At 62.5% G+C, this 22,598-nt stretch carries 22 protein-coding genes and 1 pseudogene; 7 read left to right on the top strand and 16 right to left on the bottom strand.

From position 1 onward, the window contains the following. Window positions 1-167: 167 nt before the first annotated feature. Window positions 168-800: a TetR family transcriptional regulator gene (locus TK06_RS17870; RefSeq protein WP_063323156.1), complete on the bottom strand. Its 633-nt coding sequence runs from the start codon at window positions 798-800 to the stop codon at window positions 168-170. A gap of 158 nt (window positions 801-958) precedes the next feature. Continuing rightward, window positions 959-1,375, bottom strand: a complete 417-nt coding sequence (locus TK06_RS17865) for a hypothetical protein (RefSeq protein ID WP_063323155.1) — start codon at window positions 1,373-1,375, stop codon at window positions 959-961. 376 nt (window positions 1,376-1,751) lie between these two features. Between TK06_RS17865 and TK06_RS17860 the strand changes: the two genes are divergently transcribed. Next, window positions 1,752-3,827: an AsmA family protein gene (locus tag TK06_RS17860; protein WP_063323154.1), complete on the top strand. Its 2,076-nt coding sequence runs from the start codon at window positions 1,752-1,754 to the stop codon at window positions 3,825-3,827. A gap of 112 nt (window positions 3,828-3,939) precedes the next feature. On the opposite strand, the gene TK06_RS17855 is transcribed toward TK06_RS17860, so the two are convergent. Together TK06_RS17855 and TK06_RS17850 are read right to left on the bottom strand one after the other, a co-directional pair. Next, entirely contained in the window at window positions 3,940-4,470 is a 531-nt protein-coding gene (locus TK06_RS17855) for a ferritin-like domain-containing protein (RefSeq protein ID WP_063323153.1), read from the bottom strand. A 57-nt stretch (window positions 4,471-4,527) separates the two neighbouring features. Then, window positions 4,528-5,469 carry a LysR substrate-binding domain-containing protein gene (locus tag TK06_RS17850; RefSeq protein ID WP_063323152.1) on the bottom strand — a complete coding sequence of 314 codons (942 nt, stop codon included), beginning with the start codon at window positions 5,467-5,469 and terminating at the stop codon, window positions 4,528-4,530. Window positions 5,470-5,605: 136 nt separating this feature from the next. On the opposite strand from TK06_RS17850, the gene TK06_RS17845 reads away from it, so the two are divergent. The 4 genes from TK06_RS17845 (at window position 5,606) to TK06_RS17830 (ending at window position 8,910) form a co-directional block, all read left to right on the top strand. After that, the gene (locus tag TK06_RS17845; protein ID WP_063323151.1) at window positions 5,606-6,244 is read left to right on the top strand and encodes an FMN-dependent NADH-azoreductase; all 639 of its coding nucleotides are present in this window, start codon (window positions 5,606-5,608) and stop codon (window positions 6,242-6,244) included. A gap of 118 nt (window positions 6,245-6,362) precedes the next feature. After that, a complete protein-coding gene (locus TK06_RS17840) occupies window positions 6,363-7,253 on the top strand; it encodes an esterase/lipase family protein (RefSeq protein ID WP_063323150.1) in 891 nt (296 codons plus the stop codon). Between the two features lie 137 nt (window positions 7,254-7,390). Further along, complete coding sequence (locus tag TK06_RS17835; protein WP_063323149.1) at window positions 7,391-7,678, top strand: PsiF family protein; 288 nt, start codon at window positions 7,391-7,393, stop codon at window positions 7,676-7,678. 218 nt (window positions 7,679-7,896) lie between these two features. After that, window positions 7,897-8,910, top strand: coding sequence for an AI-2E family transporter (locus TK06_RS17830; protein WP_003197331.1), 1,014 nt, complete (start codon window positions 7,897-7,899; stop codon window positions 8,908-8,910). A gap of 133 nt (window positions 8,911-9,043) precedes the next feature. Here TK06_RS17830 and TK06_RS17825 read toward each other — a convergent pair whose 3' ends face one another. Continuing rightward, the gene (locus tag TK06_RS17825; RefSeq protein WP_063323148.1) at window positions 9,044-10,318 is read right to left on the bottom strand and encodes an Hsp70 family protein; all 1,275 of its coding nucleotides are present in this window, start codon (window positions 10,316-10,318) and stop codon (window positions 9,044-9,046) included. A 297-nt stretch (window positions 10,319-10,615) separates the two neighbouring features. Between TK06_RS17825 and TK06_RS17820 the strand changes: the two genes are divergently transcribed. Continuing rightward, the gene (locus TK06_RS17820) at window positions 10,616-11,557 is read left to right on the top strand and encodes a DnaJ C-terminal domain-containing protein (RefSeq protein ID WP_063323147.1); all 942 of its coding nucleotides are present in this window, start codon (window positions 10,616-10,618) and stop codon (window positions 11,555-11,557) included. A gap of 246 nt (window positions 11,558-11,803) precedes the next feature. Beyond that, complete coding sequence (locus tag TK06_RS17815) at window positions 11,804-12,103, top strand: chaperone modulator CbpM (RefSeq protein WP_063323146.1); 300 nt, start codon at window positions 11,804-11,806, stop codon at window positions 12,101-12,103. 199 nt (window positions 12,104-12,302) lie between these two features. Here the strand turns inward: TK06_RS17815 and ureC are convergent, their stop codons facing one another. The 11 genes and pseudogenes from ureC to urtA form a co-directional block, all read right to left on the bottom strand. Next, window positions 12,303-14,003: an urease subunit alpha gene (ureC, locus tag TK06_RS17810; RefSeq protein ID WP_063325175.1), complete on the bottom strand. Its 1,701-nt coding sequence runs from the start codon at window positions 14,001-14,003 to the stop codon at window positions 12,303-12,305. A gap of 147 nt (window positions 14,004-14,150) precedes the next feature. Beyond that, window positions 14,151-14,453, bottom strand: a pseudogene (locus tag TK06_RS33080) (urease subunit beta); the annotation flags it as partial. Beyond that, window positions 14,450-14,983: a GNAT family N-acetyltransferase gene (locus tag TK06_RS17805; protein WP_063323145.1), complete on the bottom strand. Its 534-nt coding sequence runs from the start codon at window positions 14,981-14,983 to the stop codon at window positions 14,450-14,452. The pseudogene TK06_RS33080 and the gene TK06_RS17805, both read right to left, overlap by 4 nt. Before the next feature lie 5 nt (window positions 14,984-14,988). Then, window positions 14,989-15,522, bottom strand: a complete 534-nt coding sequence (locus TK06_RS17800) for a GNAT family N-acetyltransferase (RefSeq protein WP_063323144.1) — start codon at window positions 15,520-15,522, stop codon at window positions 14,989-14,991. Window positions 15,523-15,531: 9 nt separating this feature from the next. After that, window positions 15,532-15,834: an urease subunit gamma gene (ureA, locus tag TK06_RS17795; protein ID WP_003197350.1), complete on the bottom strand. Its 303-nt coding sequence runs from the start codon at window positions 15,832-15,834 to the stop codon at window positions 15,532-15,534. 89 nt (window positions 15,835-15,923) lie between these two features. Next, the gene (locus TK06_RS17790; RefSeq protein ID WP_063323143.1) at window positions 15,924-16,775 is read right to left on the bottom strand and encodes an urease accessory protein UreD; all 852 of its coding nucleotides are present in this window, start codon (window positions 16,773-16,775) and stop codon (window positions 15,924-15,926) included. 30 nt (window positions 16,776-16,805) lie between these two features. After that, window positions 16,806-17,504, bottom strand: a complete 699-nt coding sequence (gene urtE / locus TK06_RS17785) for an urea ABC transporter ATP-binding subunit UrtE (RefSeq protein ID WP_063323142.1) — start codon at window positions 17,502-17,504, stop codon at window positions 16,806-16,808. 133 nt (window positions 17,505-17,637) lie between these two features. Further along, window positions 17,638-18,507, bottom strand: coding sequence for an urea ABC transporter ATP-binding protein UrtD (urtD, locus tag TK06_RS17780; RefSeq protein ID WP_063323141.1), 870 nt, complete (start codon window positions 18,505-18,507; stop codon window positions 17,638-17,640). Next, complete coding sequence (urtC, locus tag TK06_RS17775; protein WP_063323140.1) at window positions 18,504-19,583, bottom strand: urea ABC transporter permease subunit UrtC; 1,080 nt, start codon at window positions 19,581-19,583, stop codon at window positions 18,504-18,506. The genes urtD and urtC overlap by 4 nt, the downstream gene beginning before the upstream one ends. Then, a complete protein-coding gene (gene urtB, locus TK06_RS17770; RefSeq protein WP_063323139.1) occupies window positions 19,583-21,085 on the bottom strand; it encodes an urea ABC transporter permease subunit UrtB in 1,503 nt (500 codons plus the stop codon). Before urtB ends, urtC begins: the two co-directional genes overlap by 1 nt. A gap of 158 nt (window positions 21,086-21,243) precedes the next feature. Then, entirely contained in the window at window positions 21,244-22,509 is a 1,266-nt protein-coding gene (gene urtA / locus TK06_RS17765; protein WP_063323138.1) for an urea ABC transporter substrate-binding protein, read from the bottom strand. Window positions 22,510-22,598: the final 89 nt, after the last annotated feature.

Here is a 22,598-nt window from a genome sequence, read left to right as displayed (position 1 = left end):
CCGAGGGGTTGGCAGGGAAAAGCCCCGAAAGGTCACAGCGGTCGGCAGTTCCTACAGAGATGGCCACATCTCCCAGGCGGTTCTTTGGGAGGCGGTGTGTCAGGTGAGCAATCAGGGGGCTGAGACTCCGCTATCGCGAGCAAGCTCCCACAGTGGGTACATCGGGGTTATTCGGTACTGCCCAACCCTTGCCAATGCTTGAGGCCAATGAAGATGAATCGCAGTTGCTGGGTAATCTTCGCCTGGGGCGTGAGATGTTCGGGGAGGGCTTGGGCGGGTGGGTCGATGATGTCCGGCAGGGTGGCGAATACGCTCTTGACGATGAGGTCGGCCATCACGCCCAGGGCGGCAAGGTCCAGGTGCTGCAACTTGGGCATCAAGGCCAGGTCGGCTGCCAGGTCCGAGCTGATGTCTTCGCGCAGTTGGGCGATGGCCTGGCGCACCGGCAGGGAACCGCCGTATTGCTCGCGGGCCAGGAACAGGAACTGCGAGCGGTTGGCCTGCACCACATCGAGAAAGATCCGCACTGACGCGTCGATAATGCCGCCCATGACGAATTCGTTGTGGCGTACCAGGCGGATGGTTTCGCGGAAGGTCTGGCCGACTTCGCTGACCAGTACCAGGCCCAGTTGGTCCATGTCGTCGAAGTGCCGGTAGAACCCGGTGGGGACGATGCCGGCTGTCCGGGCGACTTCCCGCAGGCTCAGGCTGCCGAACCCCCGGCCACACTCCATCAAACGGCGGGCTGCGTCCATCAGGGCAATTCGGGTCTGTTGTTTCTGTTCGGCGCGGGGCAGCATCGCAAGGCTGGCTTCTGATTCACGGGAGCGACGCACTCTAGCAAATCGGCTTTGTCGACGTCGAACGATAGAGAGGGGGGCGGGCGGGGAAAACGAGGGGTTTGAAAAGTCAAAAGCCCGATTGCAGGAATCGGGCTTTTTTCTGGGCCACCATGGGCTCAGCTCACTGTGCCGTTGCGTTCGATCACGCGGTCACCACCGCCTTCGGCCACGGTATCGCCCATTTTAGTGCGAGAAGAACCGTCTTCGGCGAGGGTCTGGCCTGGGGTGCGGTCGGAACCGTCGGCTGCCAAGGTTTGGCCTGGGGTGCGGTCGGAACCGTCGGCTGCCAAGGTTTGGCCTGGGGTGCGGTCGGAACCATCAGCTGCAACGGTATCGCTTTGCTTGGTGCGGTCATAACCGTCCTCGGCCAGACCTTTTTCTTCCAGACGATCACGGCCACCTTCGGCAACAGTCTGGCTGTAGACAGAATGGCTGTCCTTGACCTGTGGGGTAGCTTGTTCGGAGGCTGGCAGTGCGAAGGCAGTGGAGGCCAGCAGTGAAAGGGACAGGCTCATCAGTAATTGGCGTTTCATGATCGTTGCTCCTTGGGAGGGCGATAAAGTGGGTACGAGGGCAATGCTACTCTCGATAAGTCGATATAAAAGTTCATAAAGACAATGGTAATAATCAACGGAATTGATTGTTCGGGGCGAAGGCTCTAGAACGGGCGTTTCCGAGGTGTTGTTTTGCACCGAGGTGGGTATTTTGTACCCACTACTGCCTCGTAAATGTGCGGGGCGGTAACAGTTTGTTGGCTGATCGGTCAGGAATATTGCATTTTTTTGTGCCGTTCATCGGCACCTGCGGGCCGCTTTACCAGTCCAACCCTTCATAACGAACCGACTGCAAGGTCGTGTTCCCAGCGGCGGCGCGGTTGCGGACGCTGACTTGTCATCAGGAGCCTTGTGCATGACGCGCACCTCGAAAATCCTCGCCTGGAGCTTTGCCAGCCTTGTTGTCCTGCTGGCGGTGCTGGTCCTGGTCATCGCGTTCTTCGACTGGAACCGCATCAAGCCCCCGCTCAATGCCAAGGTTTCCGAGGAGTTGCATCGCCCCTTCGCCATCAACGGCAATCTGGCGGTAGCCTGGCAGCGTGAGCCAGAGGAAGGGGGCTGGCGTGCCTGGCTGCCCTGGCCCCATGTGGTGGCCGAGGATTTGAGCCTGGGCAACCCTGACTGGTCGAAAACCCCGCAAATGGTCACGCTCAAGCGTGTCGAGCTACGCGTTTCGCCCCTGGCCTTGCTGGCCCGGAGAGTGGCGATTCCGCGCATCGACCTGACGGAGCCCAACGCCAACCTGCAGCGTCTGGCTGACGGACGCGCCAACTGGACCTTCCAGTTCGATCCGAAAGACCCGGACGCCGAGCCGTCCAGCTGGGTGGTGGACATCGGCGCCATCGGCTTCGACAAAGGCCATGTCACTCTTGACGACCAGACACTCAAGACCCGGCTCTACCTGTTGATCGACCCGTTGGGCAAACCCATCCCGTTCAGCGATATCGTCGGTGACAAGGCCGCGAAAAAGGCCCAGGACCAGGGCGCGACACCGCAGGACTACGCGTTCGCCTTCAAGGTCAACGGGCAGTATCACGGGCAGAACCTGGCCGGCTCCGGCAAGGTTGGTGGTTTGCTGGCATTGCAGGATGCCTCACGACCCTTTCCGCTCCAGGCCCAGGCGAAGATCGCCGAGACCCGCGTCGAACTGGCCGGCACCCTCACCGACCCAATGAATCTCGGGGCCCTGGACTTGCGCCTGAAACTGGCCGGCAACAGCCTGGCTCATCTCTACCCGCTGACCGGCGTGACCTTGCCGGATTCGCCGCCTTACGCCACCGATGGCCGCTTGATTGCCAAGCTGCATGAGCCGGGTGGGGCGCTGTTCCGCTACGAGGCGTTCAACGGCAAGATCGGCGACAGCGATATTCATGGCGACCTGGCTTATGTCGCCAGTCAGCCCCGGCCGAAACTCAGTGGCGCGCTGGTCTCCAACCAATTGCTGTTCAGCGACCTGGCGCCGCTGATCGGTGCGGACTCCAATACCGAGCAAAAGGCCCGTGGCGGCGCCAGCAAGCAGCCAGCCGACAAGATCTTGCCCGTGGAAGAGTTTCGCACTGAGCGCTGGAGCGTGATGGACGCCGATGTGGAGTTCACCGGCAAGCGCATTGTCCATAGCGAGCAGTTGCCGTTCAACGACCTGTATACCCATCTGGTGCTCAACGATGGGCAGTTGAGCCTCGAGCCCCTGCGCTTCGGCGTGGCCGGTGGTCGCCTCGATGCGCAGATCCGCCTCAATGGCCATGCCCAGCCCCTTGAAGGCCGGGCGAAGTTGACGGCGCGCGGCTTCAAACTCAAGCAGCTGTTCCCGGGTTTTGAGCCGATGAAAACCAGTTTCGGCGAATTGAACGGCGATGCCGATATCACCGGGCGCGGCAATTCGGTGGCGGCGTTGCTGGGCACTTCCAACGGCACGCTGAAAATGCTTATCAACGATGGCGCCATCAGTCGTGAGCTGATGGAGCTGGCGGGGCTGAACGTCGGCAACTACGTGGTGGGGAAAATCTTTGGCGACAAGGAAGTGAAGATCAACTGCGCAGCGGCGGACTTCGACATCAAGACGGGCCTGGCAACCACGCGTCTGTTCGTGTTCGACACCGAGAACGCGATCATCTACATCGACGGCACGGCGAACATGGCGAATGAACAGCTGGACCTGACCATCACCCCCGAGTCCAAGGGCTGGCGCCTGATTTCCCTGCGCTCGCCGTTGTACGTCCGGGGTCCGTTCGCCAAGCCCGCCGCCGGGGTCAAGGCGGTGCCGCTGATGCTGCGCGGCGCCGGGATGGTGGCGTTGGGTGTGATCGCTGCACCGGCCGCCGGCTTGCTCGCGCTGGTAGCGCCCAGCGGCGGTGAGCCGAACCAGTGCGCGCCGCTGCTGGAGCAGATGAAAGCGGGCAAGGCACCGGTGACGGTCAAGCCCACCCGATAAGCCAGGCTTGCGGTGAGGCGACGGGCCTCATCGCGAGCAAGCTCGCTCCCACAGGGAGATGCGATTCCATGTGGGAGCGAGCTTGCTCGCGATGGCGGTATCAGTATCAGTATCAGAGGTCGGCCAGGATATCGGCCATGTCATCGGCATGCTCTTCTTCCTGGGCCAGGATGTCTTCGAAGATGCGCCGGGTGGTCGGGTCTTTTTCGCCGATGTACTGGATGATTTCCCGATAGCTGTCGATGGCGATCCGTTCCGCCACCAGGTCCTCGTACACCATTTCCTTGAGGGTGTTGCCCGCCACGTACTGGGCGTGGGAATTGCGGGTCAACAGGTCGGGGTTGAACTCCGGCTCGCCGCCCAACTGCACGATTCGCTCGGCGAGTTTGTCGGCGTGTTCGGCTTCCTGGTTCGCGTGCTCGAGGAATTCACTGGCCGCCACGCTGGCCTTGAGGCCGGTGGCCATGAAGTAGTGGCGCTTGTAGCGCAGCACGCACACCAGTTCGGTGGCCAGCGCTTCGTTGAGCAGGCGGACAACTTCCTGCCGATCGGTGCCGTAACCTTCGGTCACTGCGCCGTTCTGCACGTTCTGCCGTGCACGTTCGCGCAGGGTCGTTACATCGGATAAGTGCATGTCGCTCATCTCGTTCTCCTGGAGGCTGATCCGGTGGGAGCGTCACGCTCTGATGGCGCGATCACTCTAAGTCTGAGTGACACGGTCCTGAAAAAGTTTTACCGAGTTTTTCAGCGCATAGCCGGACAGCCGTGCTTCCTCCCCTAGCCACTGGAAGAACGCCCGCACCGGGGGATGGCGTTCGCGGCCCGGGACGCACAGGGCGCTGTAGCCGGCGCCATTGACCTGGACGTCCGGGCGATAACCCACCAGCAAGCCACTGGCGATGCTTTCGGAAGCCAGGATATTGCTCGCCAGCACCAGGCCCTGCCCGGCGATCGCCGCTTGCAAGGCGTAATGCTCCTCGTCGTACGCGCGCATGCACGGCTGCCGGGTAAGCCAGGTTTCCCCGGCCTGGGCGCACCAGGCATCCCAACCGTGGGCGTACAGCTTGGAATTGTGCCAATGCACGCTGATCAGCGTCGGCACCTGCCGTGCCGCCAGGGCCACCTGTTCAGGCGAGCCATAGACCCCGAAGCTTTCATCGAACAGGCACATGCCGTACAGGTTCGGGTAGGCGTCCAAGCTGTAGCGCACCACCAGGTCGACGCTGGCGTCCTGGTGCAGGTCGATCACTTCGCAGTGGGTGTCCAGGCGCACGTTGATGTTCGGGTGACGCGCATAAAAACGCCCCAGGCGAGGCACCAGCCACAGGGCGGCAAACGCTGCGGTGGTGGACAGTGTCAGGTGGCTGGTGCTGCGTTGCGGGCGCAGGGTGTCGACGCTTTGTGCCACTTCCAGCAACGCCCCGTGCAGGCTGTGGAACAAACGTTGCCCGCCGTCGGTGAGGCGTACCTGGCGTGGCAGGCGTTCGAACAGCGCCAGCCCCAGCCAGTTCTCCAGGGATCGAATCTGATGGGAGACCGCCGTAGGCGTCACCGACAACTCCGCCGCAGCCGCCTTGAAACTGAGCAGCCGCGCGGCAGCCTCGAAGGCGCGTAGGGCGTTGAGCGGCAGGTTGGCGAACATCCTGATTCTCCTGAAATGCAATGGATGAAACTAACTCATCCAGATGAACTAACGCTCATTTGTCTGTCAGCGGCAACGAGCTTCAAGCTGCAAGGCATAAGCAGTGTTGATTGTAGCCGCATAAAAGGAGATTCAGATGAGTAATATTCTTGTGGTGCATGGCAGTCCCCGTGGCGAGCGCTCTCATTCCCGGCGCTTGGCCGAGGCTTTTGTTTCGGCGTGGCAGGCCGCCCATCCACAATCGCAATTGACCCGTCGAGAAGTTGGACGGACGGTAATTGCACCGGTCAACGAAGCGTTCATCGCCGCGGCGTTCTACCCCGAGCCCCAGGCTCGACCGTTGATCATGCAAGCGGACCTGGCTCTGAGCGATGCTTTGGTCGAGGAGTTGCAAGCCCATGACCGACTGGTGATCTCCGCGCCCATGCACAACTTCAGCGTGCCCGGCGGCGTGAAGGCCTGGATCGACCAGATCGTGCGCATCGGGCTGACGTTCAACCACAGCCTGGATAATGGCGTGTCGCACTACGAGCCGCTGTTGCTGGGCAAGAAAGCCCTGATCGTGACCAGTCGCGGCGATTTCGGTTTCGGGCCTGGCGGCCCGTTGGAGAGCATGAACCACGCCGACACGCTGTTGCGCACCGTCCTGGGGTTTATCGGCATTACCGATGTGACGGTGGTGGCGGCAGAAGGCGAGGAGTCGGCCGAGCGCAGCTTTGCGTTGTCCTGCGCCGAGGCCGAGGAGCGTTTGCTGGCGCTGGCGCGGACTTTTTGAAACGCGCTGCTGCGCAGCCTAACGGGAGCAAGCTCCCCCGCCACGGATTCATCTGGGTGTCATAGACTGGTCATCATCAGTACCGATGCTGACCCCTCTTGATCACAAGGATGTCGCCATGTCGCAACGCTGCGCCACTCGTTATCCGCTGGTACTGGTCCCGGGCATGCTCGGGTTCATACGCCTGGTGTTGTATTCGTACTGGTATGGGATCGTCTCGGCGTTGCGTCGCGGCGGGGCAGTGGTCGTGGCGGTGAAGGTTTCGCCGCTGCATTCTTCCGAGGTGCGCGGCGAGCAATTGCTGGCGCGGATCGAGGAGATCCTGCGGCAAACCGGTGCGCAGAAAGTCAACCTGATCGGCCACAGCCAGGGCAGCCTTACCGCCCGCTATGCGGCGGCCAAACGGCCGGACCTGGTGGCGTCGGTCACGTCGGTGGCCGGCACCAACCACGGCTCCGAACTGGCGGATTACCTGCAAGCCCACTACCCCGCCGACAGTGCCAAGGGGCGCGTGCTCAGTGCCGTGCTGCGCCTGATCAACGCCCTGATGAGCCTGCTGGAAACCGGCTATCGTGGGCCGAAGCTACCGGTGGATATTCAGGCGTCCCATGCTTCCCTGACCACCGCCGGGGTGGCGCTGTTCAACCAACGTTATCCACAGGGCTTGCCGCAAACCTGGGGCGGGAATGGACCGGAAGAGGTCAATGGCGTGCGTTACTACTCGTGGTCCGGCACCTTGCAGCCAGGCAAGACCGATAGAGGGCGCAATCTGTTCGACGGCACCAACCGCACTTGCCGTTTATTCGCCCGCACCTTTGTCAGGGAAGCGGGGCAATGCGATGGCATGGTCGGACGCTACAGCTCGCACCTGGGCACGGTCATCGGCGATGACTATCCGCTGGACCATTTCGATATCGTCAACCAATCGCTGGGGTTGGTGGGCAAGGGGGCCGAGCCGATCCGGTTGTTTGTCGAGCATGCCGAGCGGTTGAAGGCTGCCGGGGTGTAGCCCGTTGGGCCGCGTTATCGTTCACCGCGAGCAAGCGCTAGATCAGGCCCTGAGGGTCAACCTGGTGAAGGTGTAACAGGCGTTGTCTACACTGCACCTCATCGCCGTACCCTCGTGCGGCAGCCAGGAGAACCACCATGAAGATGCTGCGTGTCCCTCTGCTGATGATCGGTTTGCTACTGTGTTCCCAGGGCTTCGCCGAGACGGCGCAGCAGACCAAGATGACCACCTGCAACGCCGATGCCACCGCCAAGGCGCTCAAGGGTGACGAGCGCAAGGCGTTCATGAGCACCTGTCTCAAGGCTACCGCTGCACCGAGCACCCCGCAGGAGCGTATGAAAACCTGCAATGCCACGGCCACCACCCAGGCATTGAAGGGCGATGCCCGCAAGGCGTTCATGAGTGAGTGCCTGAAGAAAAAATAAGCGTTGAACCCATGAGCCCTATCGTGAGCAAGCGCGCCCCCACGGTGGGGCTGTGTTGCCCGGTCCAGGGTGGGAGCGAGCTTGCTCGCGATGGGGCCGGCACATCCACCGTAAAAAACCCTGAACTGCGACGAAGGTTGGCCGATACAATCCCTAGTGCTGCTAGTGGAAGGCTGGCAGACTGCCGATCCTTTCACGCCGTTTTGTCCTGAGGCTGTATGCCAACGTTTTCTCAGCGTCATGTGTTGTTGGTGATCAGTTGGGTGATCATTTTTGGTGGGCTGTTGCTGGTGCTGCCGCTGCGCCTGTTGCCGAGCCTGCTGGCCGGGTTGCTGGTGTTCGAACTGGTCAACATGCTCACCCCGCAGTTGCAGCGACTGATCGAAGGCCGCCGTGCTCGCTGGTTGGCGGTGGCGTTGCTGGGCACGCTGGTGGTCAGTGTGCTGACGTTGATCTTCGCCGGCGCTTTCAGTTTCCTGTTGCATGAAGCGGAAAACCCGGGCGCGTCCCTGGACAAGTTCATGACCGTGGTCGACCGTGCCCGTGGGCAATTACCGCCGTTCATTGACGCTTACCTGCCGGCCAGCGCCGCCGAGTTCCGGGTGGCGATCGGTGACTGGGTGAGCAAGCACCTGAGCGACCTGCAACTGGTGGGCAAGGACGCGGCCCACATGTTCGTGACGCTGCTGATCGGCATGGTGCTGGGGGCCATCGTTGCCCTGCAGCGCATCCCCGACCTGACCAAGCGCAAGCCTCTGGCCGCGGCGCTGTTCGATCGCCTGAACCTGCTGGTCAAGGCGTTTCGCAACATCGTCTTCGCCCAGATCAAGATTTCCCTGCTCAACACCTTCTTCACCGGGATTTTCCTGGCGGTGGTGCTGCCGTTGTTCGGCATCAAGCTACCGCTGACCAAGACCCTGATCGTGATGACCTTCCTGCTGGGGCTGCTACCGGTCATCGGCAACCTGATGTCCAACACCCTGATCACCATTGTCGGCTTGTCGCTGTCGATCTGGGTGGCGGTGGCGGCGCTGGGTTACCTGATCGTGATCCACAAGCTCGAGTACTTCCTCAACGCCCGCATTGTCGGCGGGCAGATCAGCGCCAAGTCCTGGGAGTTGCTCATGGCAATGCTGGTGTTCGAAGCCGCGTTCGGCCTGCCGGGGGTGGTGGCGGGGCCGATTTATTATGCGTATCTCAAGAGTGAGTTGAAGCAGGTGGGGATGGTCTGATCGGGGGTATGTGGCGTCTGGTCTGGCGCCATCGCGAGCAAGCTCGCTCCCACAGTTGACCGGGTTTCTTCAGAAAGAATGCGGTCGAATGTGGGAGCGAGCTTGCTCGCGATTCAGGCGCCTCGGTCCTGGATCAGGCCTGTGTGCCGTAGCGCTTCATCGCCTCGATCGCCAACCCGCTGCCGATACTGCCGAAGATATTGCCTTCCACATGCCGCGCCTGGGGCAGCATCGCCGAGACGCTGTTGCGCAGCGCCGGGATGCCGCTGGAACCGCCGGTGAAGAACACCGTATCCACTTGATCGACCCGCACGTTGGCATCGCCCAGCAACTGCGTGACGCTGCCGCGCACTCGCTCCAGCAAGCCGTCGATGGCTGACTCGAACAAGGCCCGGCTCAGGTCCACGCTCAGGCCTGGCTCGATCCGGTCCAGCGGCACGTGGCGCTGGTTGGCGTGGGTCAGCTCGATCTTGGTTTCTTCCACTTCCATCGCCAGCCAGTGCCCGGCGCGCTGTTCGATCAGTTTGAACAGCCGGTCGATGCCGCCGGTGTCTTCGATGTCGTAGCGCATGCTGCCCAGGGCGAGGGTGGATTTTTGCGAGTACACCGCGTTGATGGTGTGCCAGGTCGCCAGGTTCATGTGGTGACTGGTGGGCATGTAGGCGCCACTCTTCATGCGGCTGCCGTAGCCGAACAGCGGCATCACGCCCTGCAGGCTCAGCTGTTTGTCGAAATCGGTCCCGCCGATGTGCACGCCACCGGTGGCGAGGATGTCGGCGTGACGGTTGTCGTGGGTACGGCGCTCGGGGGACAGGCGCACCAGGGAGAAGTCCGAGGTACCGCCGCCGATGTCGACGATCAGCACCAGCTCTTCTTTCTCGATGGTCGATTCATAGTCGAAGGCCGCCGCGATAGGCTCGTACTGGAACGAAACCTCCTTGAAACCGATGGCGCGGGCGACGTCCACCAACGTGTTTTCCGCTTCCTGGTCGGCCATTTCATCGTCGTCGACGAAAAACACCGGGCGGCCCAGCACCACTTCTTCGAATTCCCGACCGGCGGTGGCTTCGGCGCGTTTCTTCAACTGGCCGATGAACAGCCCCAGCAGATCCTTGAACGGCATCGCCGTGCCCAACACGCTGGTGTCGTGCTTGATCAGCTTGGAGCCCAGCAGGCTCTTGAGCGAGCGCATCAGCCGGCCTTCGTAGCCTTCCAGGTATTCGTGCAGGGCCAGGCGGCCATACACCGGGCGGCGTTCCTCGAGATTGAAAAAGACCACCGAGGGCAGGGTGATCTTGTCGTCCTCCAGCGCGATCAACGTTTCCATGCCGGGGCGCAGCCAGCCGACAGTGGAGTTGGACGTGCCAAAGTCGATGCCGCAGGCACGGGCCGGGGATGCGTTTTTCATGTCTTTCGGGTTCCAGTTGAAAAAACGGCCGCGCAGTGTATGTCAGTGCGGCCCGGATTCGAAGGCCGGTTATCTGCTAATTCGCAATCGTTGGCCTTGAAAGACGCCCCGACACCCCCAAACTTGCTGGCATGAGCCTGGCAGCCACAGGGCGGGCACAAGAACCGCCACCGACTGCCGATAAACTTCTGCTGCACCGCCCGGTCACAAACCTTGAGGTCGATCAAACCCCAGGACTTGTATCACGAGCATGCTGCGGGTGGCGGTGCGATATCGATAACGGATGGTGATCCTTCAATGGACTTCAAAGACTATTACAAGATTCTGGGTGTGGAGCCGACGGCCGACGACGCCACGATCAAGGCCGCCTATCGCAAATTGGCGCGCAAGTACCACCCGGATGTCAGTAAGGAAAAAGACGCCGAGACCAAGTTCAAGGACGTTTCCGAAGCCTATGAAGCGCTGAAAAGCGCCGACAAGCGCGCCGAGTACGACGACCTGCGCCGCTACGGCCAGCACGGCCAGCCGTTCCAGGGCCCGCCGGGTTGGCAGAGCCGTGGCGGTTTTGGCGGTGGCCAGGACACCGGCGACTTTTCGGACTTCTTCAGTTCTATTTTCGGTAATCGCGGACCGGGTTTCGGTGGCGGACAGTCGGGTCGCAGTGCCGGCCGTCGAGGGCAAGACGTGGAAATGGAATTACCGATCTTCCTGGAAGAGACCCTGTCGAGCGAGTCGAAGAAAGTCAGCTTCCAGGTGCCGCAATACAACGCGGCTGGCCAGCATGTGAGCAACACCAGCAAAAGCCTGAACGTGAAGATCCCGGCCGGTGTGACGGACGGCGAACGCATCCGCCTCAAGGGCCAGGGTGCGCCGGGCATCGGTGGCGGCGCCAATGGCGATTTGTACCTGACCATTCGCTTCGCGCCGCACCCCAAGTTCGACGTCGAAGGCCAGGACCTGATCATCACCTTGCCCCTGGCTCCGTGGGAATTGGCCCTGGGCACCGAAGTGGCGGTGCCGACCCTCACCGGCAAGATCAACCTCAAGGTCCCGGCCGGCAGCCAGAACGGCCAGCGCATGCGCGCCAAGGGCCATGGCCTGCGCAACAAGGCCGGCGAGCGCGGCTACCTGTTCGTGCAGCTCAAGGCCGTGATGCCCAAGGCCAACGATGAGGCGGTCAAGGCACTGTGGGCAGAACTGGCGAAGAAAGCCGCGTTCGATCCGCGGGAGAATTTCTGATTGTTGCTGGTTGCTGAGGCATTCATTTGATTGGCCAGGCAAGAAACCGTGGCGAGGGGATTTATCCCCGTTGGGCTGCAAAGCAGCCCCAAAAAGGCTGAGCGCAATCAGCCTGACACACCGAGGCGGTGAGTCTTGGGGCTGCTACGCAGCCCAGCGGGGATAAATCCCCTCGCCACAGGTGTTTGTGTCCACAAAGGCAGTCACGGCTAGACTCGACAGTTAACGCATTGGGAGAAGCAGACCATGAACAACCCGATCATCGAACTGACCCTGACGGAGTTCTGCGAGGCCGCCGCGTTGCAGGATGTTCACGTCATCGAAATCGTCGCCCACGGCATCCTCGAACCCCATGGCGCGGCTCCGGCGGATTGGCGTTTCACCGACTACGAACTGGTTCTGGCCCGCCGTGCAGCCAAGCTGCGCCGCGAACTGGAGCTGGAATGGGAAGGCGTCGCCCTGGCGCTGGATCTGCTGGAGGAAGTGCAACAACTGCGCAGCGAAAACCGCATGCTCAAGCAGAGGCTGGGGCGGTTGGTGGAGTAGGCCTGCCCGAGGCTAGGGCCAGGCGCATAACTTGAGTCAGGCACGAAAGCCGAGTCATACACCAACCCTGTGGCGAGGGAGCTTGCTCCCGCTGGGCTGCGAAGCAGCCCTCTCTTTGGCGGTTGCTGCGCAACCGAGCGGGAGCAAGCTCCCTCGCCACAGGGTCAAGTGTTTGGCCAGGTATGCTTTTTGATTCACCTCAAAACAGAAAATACCGCTGCGCCATCGGCAGCACCTCAGCCGGTTCACACCACAGCAACACCCCATCGGCCTTGACCTGATAAGTCTGTGGATCAACGTCGATGCTCGGCAGGTAGTCGTTGTGGATCAAGTCGGTCTTCTGCACATCGCGACAGCCCTTGACCACGGCGATTCTCTTCTTCAAGCCCAATTGCTCCGGTAGCCCCGCCTCGGCGGCGGCCTGGCTGATGAAGGTCAGGCTGGTGGCGTGCCGCGAGCCGCCAAAGCTTGCGAACATCGGTCGGTAGTGCACCGGTTGCGGCGTCGGGATCGAGGCGTTGGCGTCGCCCATCAGGCTGGCGGCAATGGCCCCGCCTTTGAGGATCAGGGTTGGCTTGACGCCGAAGAATGCCGGTCGCCACAGCACCAGGTCAGCCCATTTGCCCACTTCGATGGAACCCACTTCATGGCTGATGCCGTGGGTGATCGCCGGGTTGATGGTGTACTTGGCGATGTAGCGCTTGATGCGGAAGTTGTCGTTGCCTTCGCCGTCGCCGGGCAGGGCGCCGCGTTGCTTCTTCATCTTGTCGGCGGTCTGCCAGGTGCGCGTGATGACTTCGCCGACGCGGCCCATGGCCTGGCTGTCGGAGCTGATCATCGAGAACGCACCGAGGTCATGGAGGATGTCTTCGGCGGCGATGGTTTCGCGGCGGATGCGGCTTTCGGCGAAAGCCACGTCTTCGGCGATGCTCGGGTCCAGGTGATGGCAGACCATCAGCATGTCCAGGTGTTCGTCGATGGTGTTGCGGGTGAACGGCCGGGTCGGGTTGGTGGAGCTGGGCAATACGTTGGGAAAACCGCAGGCCTTGATGATGTCCGGCGCATGACCGCCGCCAGCGCCTTCGGTGTGGTAGGTGTGGATGGTGCGGCCCTTGAACGCGGCGAGGGTGGTCTCGACGAAGCCCGACTCGTTGAGGGTGTCGGTGTGGATCGCCACCTGCACATCGTACTGGTCGGCCACGCTCAGGCAATTGTCGATGGCCGCGGGCGTGGTGCCCCAGTCTTCGTGGAGTTTCAGGCCGATGGCCCCGGCCTTGACCTGTTCGATCAACGGTTCCGGCAGGCTGGCGTTGCCCTTGCCGGTGAAACCGATGTTCATCGGGAACGCATCGGCGGCCTGGAGCATGCGCGCCAGGTGCCACGGCCCGGAGGTGCAAGTGGTGGCGTTGGTCCCGGTGGCCGGGCCCGTGCCGCCGCCGATCATGGTGGTCACGCCGCTCATCAGCGCTTCTTCGATCTGCTGGGGGCAGATGAAGTGGATGTGGGTGTCGATACCGCCGGCGGTGAGGATCATGCCTTCGCCGGCGATCACTTCGGTGCTGGCGCCGATGGCGATGGTCACGTCGGGCTGGATGTCCGGGTTACCGGCCTTGCCGATGGCCGCGATGCGCCCGTCCTTGAGGCCGACATCGGCCTTGACGATGCCCCAATGGTCGATGATCAGCGCGTTGGTGATCAAGGTGTCGACGACCTCGGCGGCCAGCAGCTGGCTCTGGCCCATGCCGTCGCGAATCACCTTGCCGCCGCCGAATTTCACTTCTTCGCCGTAGGTGGTGAAGTCCTTTTCCACTTCGATCCACAACTCGGTGTCGGCCAGGCGGACCTTGTCACCGACGGTGGGGCCGAACATGTCGGCGTAGGCTTGTCTCGAAATTTTCATGTGCTTGCCTTGGAATTCAAAATCGAAATGTGCGATCCACTGTGGCGAGGGAGCTTGCTCCCGCTGGGCTGCGCAGCAGACCCCAAAAACACGGCCGCTACGCGCCCCCGCGGGGGCAAGCTCCCTCGCCACAAAGGCGTGGCAATCCAGGTCGCCCATCACCCGCCCGGCAAACCCGAACACCCGCCGATGCCCGGCCAGTTCCACCAGCTCCACCTCGCGGCTCTGGCCTGGCTCGAAGCGCACGGCGGTGCCGGCCGGGATGTTCAGGCGCATGCCGCGGCTGGCGGCGCGGTCGAAGGTCAGGGCGTCGTTGGTTTCGAAAAAATGGTAGTGCGAGCCGACCTGGATCGGCCGGTCACCACTGTTGGCGACCTTCAGCGTAAGGGTGCGGCGGCCGACGTTGAGCTCGATGTCGCCGGGCTGGACCTGGTATTGGCCTGGAATCATTGCGGTTGTCCCAAAATCTTGTAGTAGATGGTGGTCGGGGTGTAGGTCCCGTCCGGGCTCTGGCAGTAGTCGGGCAACTCGCCGACGCGGGTGTAGCCCATGGCGCGGTAGAACGCCTCGGCCTCGGAACCGGCCTCGGTGTCGAGGTACAGCAGGCCACGCTTGTGCTGGCGGGCGCCGAGTTCCAGGGCACTCATCAATTGTTGGCCGAGGCCACGGCGGCGGGCTTCGCCGCGGACCAGTAGCTTCTGCACTTCGGCGCGATTGAGACCGTTGGGCTTCTGGCACAGGGCAAGCTGGACGCTGGCCTGCACCTGTTCATCCTTGACCACTACCCACAGCAGCAAGTGGCCCTGGTTGAGGCTGGCCTGGACCTCGTCGAAGTAGGCGCGGGCCTGGACGGCATCGAGGTCGGCCATGAACCCCACGCTGGCGCCATAGCCGACGGCATCGAGCAACAGATCGATCAGGCCCTGGCGATAATGCGCAAAGCTTTCAGCGTGGACTCGACGCAACTGGGCGGGGTTCATAGGCATCACTCCTTGTCAAAGGCAGGCGGTTGCGCCCCGGGATCGAGGACCAACTGCATGAAAGTCAGGTCCAGCCAGCGACCGAACTTGGTACCCACCTGAGGCATTTGCCCGGTGGTGATGAAACCGGCTCGCTCGTGCAAGCGAATCGAGGCGGTGTTGCCGCTTTCAATGGCGGCGACCATGACGTGTTTGGCGCAGGCCCTGGCGCGCTCGACCAGCGTGGTCATCAGGCGTGGACCGAGGCCGTTGCCGCGCTGATCGCTGCGTACGTACACCGAATGCTCCACGGTGTGCCGGAAACCGTCGAAAGGCCGCCAGTCGCCGAATGAAGCGTAGCCGAGCACGTTGTCCTCGGCGTCGACCACCACCAGCACCGGGTAGCCTTGGGATTGCCGGGCGCTGAACCAGGCCTGGCGATTGCCCAGGTCCACGGCCTGTTCGTTCCAGATCGCGGTGGTGTTCAGCACCGCGTCGTTGTAGATGTCGCGGATCGCTGGCAGGTCGGTCGGCTGGGCGTCGCGCACGAGATAGGTCATGGCATGGCCTCAGGCGATCGGTTGATGGACGGTGACCAGTTTGGTGCCGTCGGGAAACGTCGCCTCGACCTGGATCTCGGGGATCATTTCCGGGATGCCTTCCATCACCTGTTCGCGGCTCAGCAGCGTGGTGCCGTAGTGCATCAGCTCGGCCACGGTCTGGCCGTCACGGGCGCCTTCGAGCAGGGCCGCGGAAATATAGGCCATGGCCTCCGGGTAATTGAGTTTCAAGCCGCGAGCCAACCGTCGTTCGGCGACGAGGCCGGCGGTGAAGATCAGCAGCTTGTCTTTTTCGCGTGGGGTCAGGTCCATGTGCAATCCATAAGGGCAGATAAATAGTTTTCGCTGTAAACACATCCCCCTGTGGGAGCGAGCTTGCTCGCGCCCACAGGAAAGCAAATTCAGGTGCTCCAGATTCTCGGGGGGACGGCCTCTCGACCGAGCAGCGCCGGGCGCAGGAGCCGCCACAACGCAATCAACCACCCCCGCGCCAGCAACGCCTCGCTCGCCAGGCACCGCGCCACGACCAGGCCGGGCAACTGGGTCAGGTCACCGCGCACGGCATGGCCCAGGGAGCGGCACTGCTCCAACAGCTCGCTGTCGATCTCGCCGGTCACCCATAACGTGGCAAACACCGGATCCCCGCCCAGGCCGATGGGCGAGTCGAGCAAGCCATCACCGCCCACAATGCGCTGGCGCTCATGCCACAGCAACTGGCCGTCGCGGCGAATGTCCAGCCGCGACTGGAAATACCCCAGGTCGAACCGCTCGCCGCTGGCCGGTCGGCCGAGGGCAACCATGTCCCAGTAGAACAAACGCCCGTCGCCCTGCAGGTCTATGCAGGTGCTGAGTTCGGCCTGGGCCGCGCTGAAGACGATGGTTTCCTGGGGCAGCCATTCCAGGGTCGCGCCGGGAGCCACGCTCAGGGTCAACTGCTGGTACGCCGGGCCGGCGGCGCGATACCACTTGGCTGCGCCGGGGCTGGTTAACTGCGCCCAGGCGTCCGGGCCGACGTGGGCCGAAATGTCCAAGCGGTCACCGCCGGCTATCCCACCGGGCGGGTGGACGATGATGTGCTGGCACACCTCGGGGCCTTCGGCATACAAGTGCTTCTGCACCCGCAGCGGGCCTTTATGGCGGCGCTGTACCGGGCGCGTGCAATCGCCGAATCGGGCGTAACCCAGTTCCAGCTCGGCATGCCAGCTGGGGGTGAAGAGGGCCGAAGTTGCCAGTGAACAAACAGGTAGATTCATGATTTCTGATTATCGTCAGGACGCTACAGACTAGATCGTAACCAGCCCGCGCACACCCTCGGCTTCCATATTTTCTCCACGCCCTTGCTGCACGATCTCGCCCCGGGACATCACCAGGTATTGATCGGCCAGCTCGGCGGCGAAGTCGTAGAACTGCTCCACCAGCAGAATCGCCATGTCGCCCCGGGCCGCCAGCTTCTTGATGACCGCGCCGATCTCCTTGATCACCGACGGCTGGATGCCTTCGGTGGGCTCGTCGAGAATCAGCAGGCGCGGACGGCTGGCCAGGGCCCGGCCGATGGCGAGTTGCTGTTGCTGGCCGCCGGACAGGTCACCGCCACGACGCTGCTTCATCTGCAGCAGCACCGGGAACAGTTCGTAGATAAACGCCGGCACCTCCTTGGCCTCGGAGCCGGGAAACCGCGACAGGCCCATCAGCAGGTTTTCTTCCACCGTCAGCCGCCCGAAAATCTCCCGGCCCTGGGGCACGTAGGCGATGCCGGCATGCACCCGCTGGTGCGGCTTGAACGTGGTGATGGCCTTGCCTTCCCAATTCACCGCACCTTCCTTGGCCGGCAACAGGCCCATCAGGCATTTGAGCAGGGTGGTCTTGCCCACGCCGTTGCGACCCAGCAGGCACGTCACCTCGCCGACCTTTACGTCGAACGACAGGCCCCGCAGGATGTGGCTACCGCCGTAGTACTGGTGCAGCTTGTCGACTTGCAGCATCTTCCAGAATCTCCTCAAGTTCCCTGTGGGAGCGAGCTTGCTCGCGATATCGGTGGGTCAGCTTGCTTAGGTGCTGAATGTGTCGCCGCCATCGCGAGCAAGCTCGCTCCCACAGGGAACAGCATTTGTCGCTCTAGCGACCGAGGTACACCTCGATCACCCGCTCATTGTCCTGCACCTGTTCCAGCGACCCTTCGGCCAGCACGCTGCCCTGGTGCAGCACGGTGACGTGGTCGGCAATCGCGCCGACGAAGCCCATGTCGTGCTCCACCACCATCAGTGAATGCTTGCCCGCCAGGGACTTGAACAGCTCGGCGGTGAACTCTGTCTCGGCGTCGGTCATGCCCGCCACCGGTTCGTCGAGCAGCAGCAATTGCGGGTCTTGCACCAGCAGCATGCCGATCTCCAGAAACTGTTTCTGCCCATGGGACAGCAGCCCCGCGGCGCGGTTGACCGACGTGGCAAGGCGGATGGTCTCGAGCACTTCGTCGATACGGTCGTGCTGCTCGCCAGTGAGTCTTGCCCGCAGGCTGGCCCACACCGATTTGTCGGTTTTCAACGCCAGCTCCAGGTTCTCGAACACGCTCAACGCTTCGAACACCGTGGGTTTCTGGAACTTGCGCCCGATGCCGGCCTGGGCGATCTGCACTTCGCTCATGCTGGTCAGGTCCAGGGTTTCGCCGAACCAGGCCTTGCCGTGGCTGGGGCGGGTCTTGCCGGTGATCACGTCCATCAACGTGGTCTTGCCCGCGCCGTTGGGGCCGATGATGCAGCGCAATTCGCCGACGCCGATGTACAGGTTCAAATCGTTCAAGGCCTTGAAGCCGTCGAAGCTGACGCTGATGTCTTCCAGGGTCAGGATGGTGCCGTGGCGGGTATTCAGGCCAACGCCTGCCGCCTGGCCGAGGCCGATGGCGTCGCGGCTGCTGCCGGCGTCCTGGTTGGGTTCCGGCGGAAAGAAAGCAGGTTCGAGCATGAATTCGGCACTCGCTGTGATTCTCATTGTTCACCTCGTTTCTTCAGCAACCCGATCACGCCCTTGGGCAAGTACAGGGTCACGACGATGAACAGCGCACCGAGGAAGAACAGCCAGTACTCAGGGAAGGCCACGGTGAACCAGCTCTTCATGCCATTGACTACGCCGGCACCCAGTAGCGGTCCGATCAGCGTGCCGCGCCCGCCAAGGGCGACCCACACGGCGGCTTCGATGGAGTTGGTCGGCGACATTTCGCTGGGGTTGATGATGCCCACCTGCGGCACGTACAAGGCCCCGGCCAGGCCGCACAGCACCGCGCTCAATACCCAGACGAACAGCTTGAAGCCACGGGGATCGTAACCGCAGAACATCAGTCGGTTTTCCGCATCGCGCAGGGCGGTCAGTACCCGGCCGAATTTGCTGCGGGCCAGACGCCAGCCGATGAACAGGCTCGCCACCAGCAGCAACACCGTGGCGAAAAACAGCACCGCCCGGGTGCCTGGCTCGGTGATGCCAAAGCCCAGGATCGAGCGGAAATTGGTGAAGCCGTTGTTGCCACCGAACCCGGTTTCGTTGCGGAAGAACAGCAGCATCCCGGCGAAGGTCAGGGCCTGGGTCATGATCGAGAAGTACACGCCCTTGATCCGCGAACGGAAGGCGAAGAAGCCGAACACCAGCGCCAGCAACCCCGGCGCCAGCACCACCAGGCACAGGGCCCAGAGAAAACTGTCGGTGCCGGACCAGTACCAGGGCAATTCGGTCCACGACAGGAAGGTCATGAACGCCGGCAAGCCATCACCGGCGGCCTGGCGCATCAAGTACATGCCCATGGCATAGCCGCCCAGGGCGAAGAACAGGCCGTGACCCAGGGACAACAAACCGGCGTAGCCCCAGACCAGGTCCAACGCCAGAGCGACGATGGCGTAGCAGAGGATCTTGCCCACCAGGGTCAAGGTATAGGCTGAAACGTGCAGTGGATGGTCCGCCGCCAACAGCGACAGCAGCGGCAGACTCAGCAGCACCGCCAGGATTACCGCGCCGACGGCGAGGGTGAGTTTGGGACCGGCCTTTTGCGTGGCCGTGAGCATCAGGGGCTGGTTCATCAGTCGATTACCCGTCCTTTGAGCGCGAAGAGGCCTTGCGGACGCTTCTGGATGAACAGAATGATCAACGCCAGGATCAGGATCTTGCCGAGCACGGCGCCGATCTGCGGTTCGAGGATCTTGTTGGCGATGCCCAGGCCGAACGCGGCGAACACGCTACCGGCCAACTGGCCGACACCACCGAGCACCACCACCAGGAATGAGTCGATGATGTAGCTTTGGCCCAGGTCCGGGCCGACGTTGCCGATCTGGCTCAGGGCCACGCCACCCAACCCGGCGATGCCCGAGCCGAGGCCGAAGGCGAGCATGTCGACCCGCCCGGTGGGCACACCGCAGCAGGCGGCCATGTTGCGGTTCTGGGTGACGGCGCGCACGTTCAGGCCCAGGCGCGTCTTGTTCAGCAGCAGCCAGGTCAGCACCACCACGAACAGTGCGAAGGCAATGATCACGATGCGGTTGTATGGGAGCACCAGGTTCGGCAATACCTGAATCCCGCCTGAGAGCCAGGCCGGGTTGGCGACTTCGACGTTCTGCGCGCCGAACACCAGGCGCACCAGTTGGATCAGCATCAGGCTGATGCCCCAGGTGGCGAGCAGGGTTTCCAGTGGGCGCCCATAGAGATGGCGGATCACCGTGCGCTCCAGGGCCATGCCGATGGCGGCGGTGATGAAAAACGCCACCGGCAGGGCGATCAGCGGGTAGAACTCGATGGCGTTCGGGGCGAAGCGCTGGAACAGCATCTGCACCACATACGTGGAATAGGCGCCGAGCATGAGCATTTCGCCGTGGGCCATGTTGATCACCCCCAGCAAGCCAAACGTGATGGCCAGGCCGAGGGCGGCGAGCAACAGGATCGAACCCAGGGACATGCCGCTGAAGGCCTGGCCCAGCAGCTCGCCCACCAGGAGTTTGCGTTTGACTTGGGCGAGGCTGGTTTCGGCAGCGGTGCGCACGTTGGCATCGGTTTCGACGCCGGGCTCAAGCAAACCTTCCAGGCGTGTACGGGCCAGCGGATCGCCGGTTTCCCCCAGCAGGCGGACGGCGGCCAGGCGCACGTTCGGGTTGGTGTCCACCAGTTGCAGGTTCGCCAGGGCCAGGCTCAGGGCGGCATGCACATCTTCGTCCTGCTCGCCGGCCAGTTGCCGATCGAGGAAAGCCAATTGGGCCGGACGGGCAGTTTTTTGCAGCTGCTGCGCGGCGCCCAGGCGTACGCGGGCATCCACGGCCAGCAGTTGATGGCTGGCGAGGGCGGTTTCGATCAGCCCGCGCAAGCGGTTGTTCAGGCGCAGGGTCTTGGGTTGGCCGTCGACGGTCAACTGGCCCTGTTGCAGGGCATTGATCAGTTCGACGCGCTCAGGCTCCGGCTGCGCGGCCCAGGTTTCCAGGAGCTTGGCTTGCTGGGTAGGGTTGGCGGCGACGAAGTCTTCGGCGTCACCGGCATGGGCCTCCAGTGGCAACAGCAGCACCAGGGCGAGGATAAGGCGGTAAAGGGCGGTGGGCATATGCTAGGCCTTGCGCAGTGCTTTTTGTGGGAGCGAGCTTGCTCGCGATAGCGGTGTGTCAGTCACTGTTCTTCTGGCTGATCCATCGCTATCGCGAGCAAGCTCGCTCCCACAGGGGTTGTGTGTCGGCCCGGGGATTGGGGCCGACACCCATGGGCTCAGTTGCTCTTCACCGCATAGTCAGGCTTCTTGTCGTTGCCGGCGATGAAGGGGCTCCACGGCTGGGCGCGGATCGGGCCTTCGGTCTGCCAGACCACGTTGAACTGACCGTCGGCCTGGATCTCGCCGATCATCACTGGCTTGTGCAGGTGATGGTTGGTCTTGTCCATGGTCAGGGTGTAGCCCGACGGTGCGGCGAAGGTCTGGCCGGCCAGGGCTTCGCGGACTTTGTCGACGTCGGTGGACTTGGCTTTTTCCACGGCTTGCGCCCACATGTGGATGCCGACGTAGGTGGCTTCCATCGGGTCGTTGGTCACTGCTTTGTCGGCGCCTGGCAGGTTCTTGGCCTTGGCGTAGGCTTTCCAGGACTCGACGAATTTCTTGTTCGCCGGGTTATCCACGGATTCGAAGTAGTTCCACGCCGCCAGGTTGCCCACCAGTGGCTTGGTGTCGATGCCGCGCAGTTCTTCCTCGCCCACCGAGAACGCCACGACCGGCACGTCGGTGGCTTTCAGGCCCTGGTTCGCCAGTTCTTTATAGAACGGCACGTTGGAGTCGCCGTTGACTGTGGAAATGACTGCGGTCTTGCCGCCGGCCGAGAACTTCTTGATGTTGGCTACGATGGTCTGGTAGTCGCTGTGGCCGAACGGGGTGTAGACCTCTTCGATGTCTTTGTCTGCCACGCCTTTGGAGTGCAGGAACGAGCGCAGGATTTTGTTGGTGGTGCGCGGGTAGACGTAGTCGGTGCCCAGCAGGAAGTAGCGCTTGGCACTGCCGCCTTCTTCGCTCATCAGGTATTCCACCGCCGGAATCGCCTGTTGGTTCGGCGCCGCGCCGGTATAGAACACGTTTGGCGACATCTCTTCGCCTTCGTACTGCACGGGGTAGAACAGCAGGCCGTTGAGTTCTTCGAACACCGGCAATACGGATTTACGCGACACCGACGTCCAGCAGCCGAACACCACCGCGACTTTGTCCTGGGTCAGCAGTTGACGGCCCTTCTCGGCGAACAGCGGCCAATTCGACGCCGGGTCCACGACCACCGCTTCAAGCTTCTTGCCGTTCACACCGCCCTTGGCGTTGATCTCATCGATGGTCATCAGCGCCATGTCCTTGAGGGACGTCTCGGAGATCGCCATGGTGCCGGACAGCGAATGCAGGATGCCGACCTTGATGGTCTCGGCGGCCTGGACGGTCCAGGCCATGCCCATCGCGGCAATGCTTGCCGAGAGTGTAAAAGCCTTGATCAAGCTACGACGCTTCATTGTGCGATCTCCGTGGACTTATGAATTTTTTTTGAGGGCAGATGCAAACGCTGAAAGCGCTTTTGCAAGGGGTGTGCCCGGTCGGAAAA

It is taken from the genome of Pseudomonas fluorescens, from assembly GCF_001623525.1.
GTDB lineage: Bacteria > Pseudomonadota > Gammaproteobacteria > Pseudomonadales > Pseudomonadaceae > Aquipseudomonas > Aquipseudomonas fluorescens_Q.
Note: the sequence above shows the minus strand (reverse complement) of the source record. Positions and strands in the feature narration are given on the sequence as shown.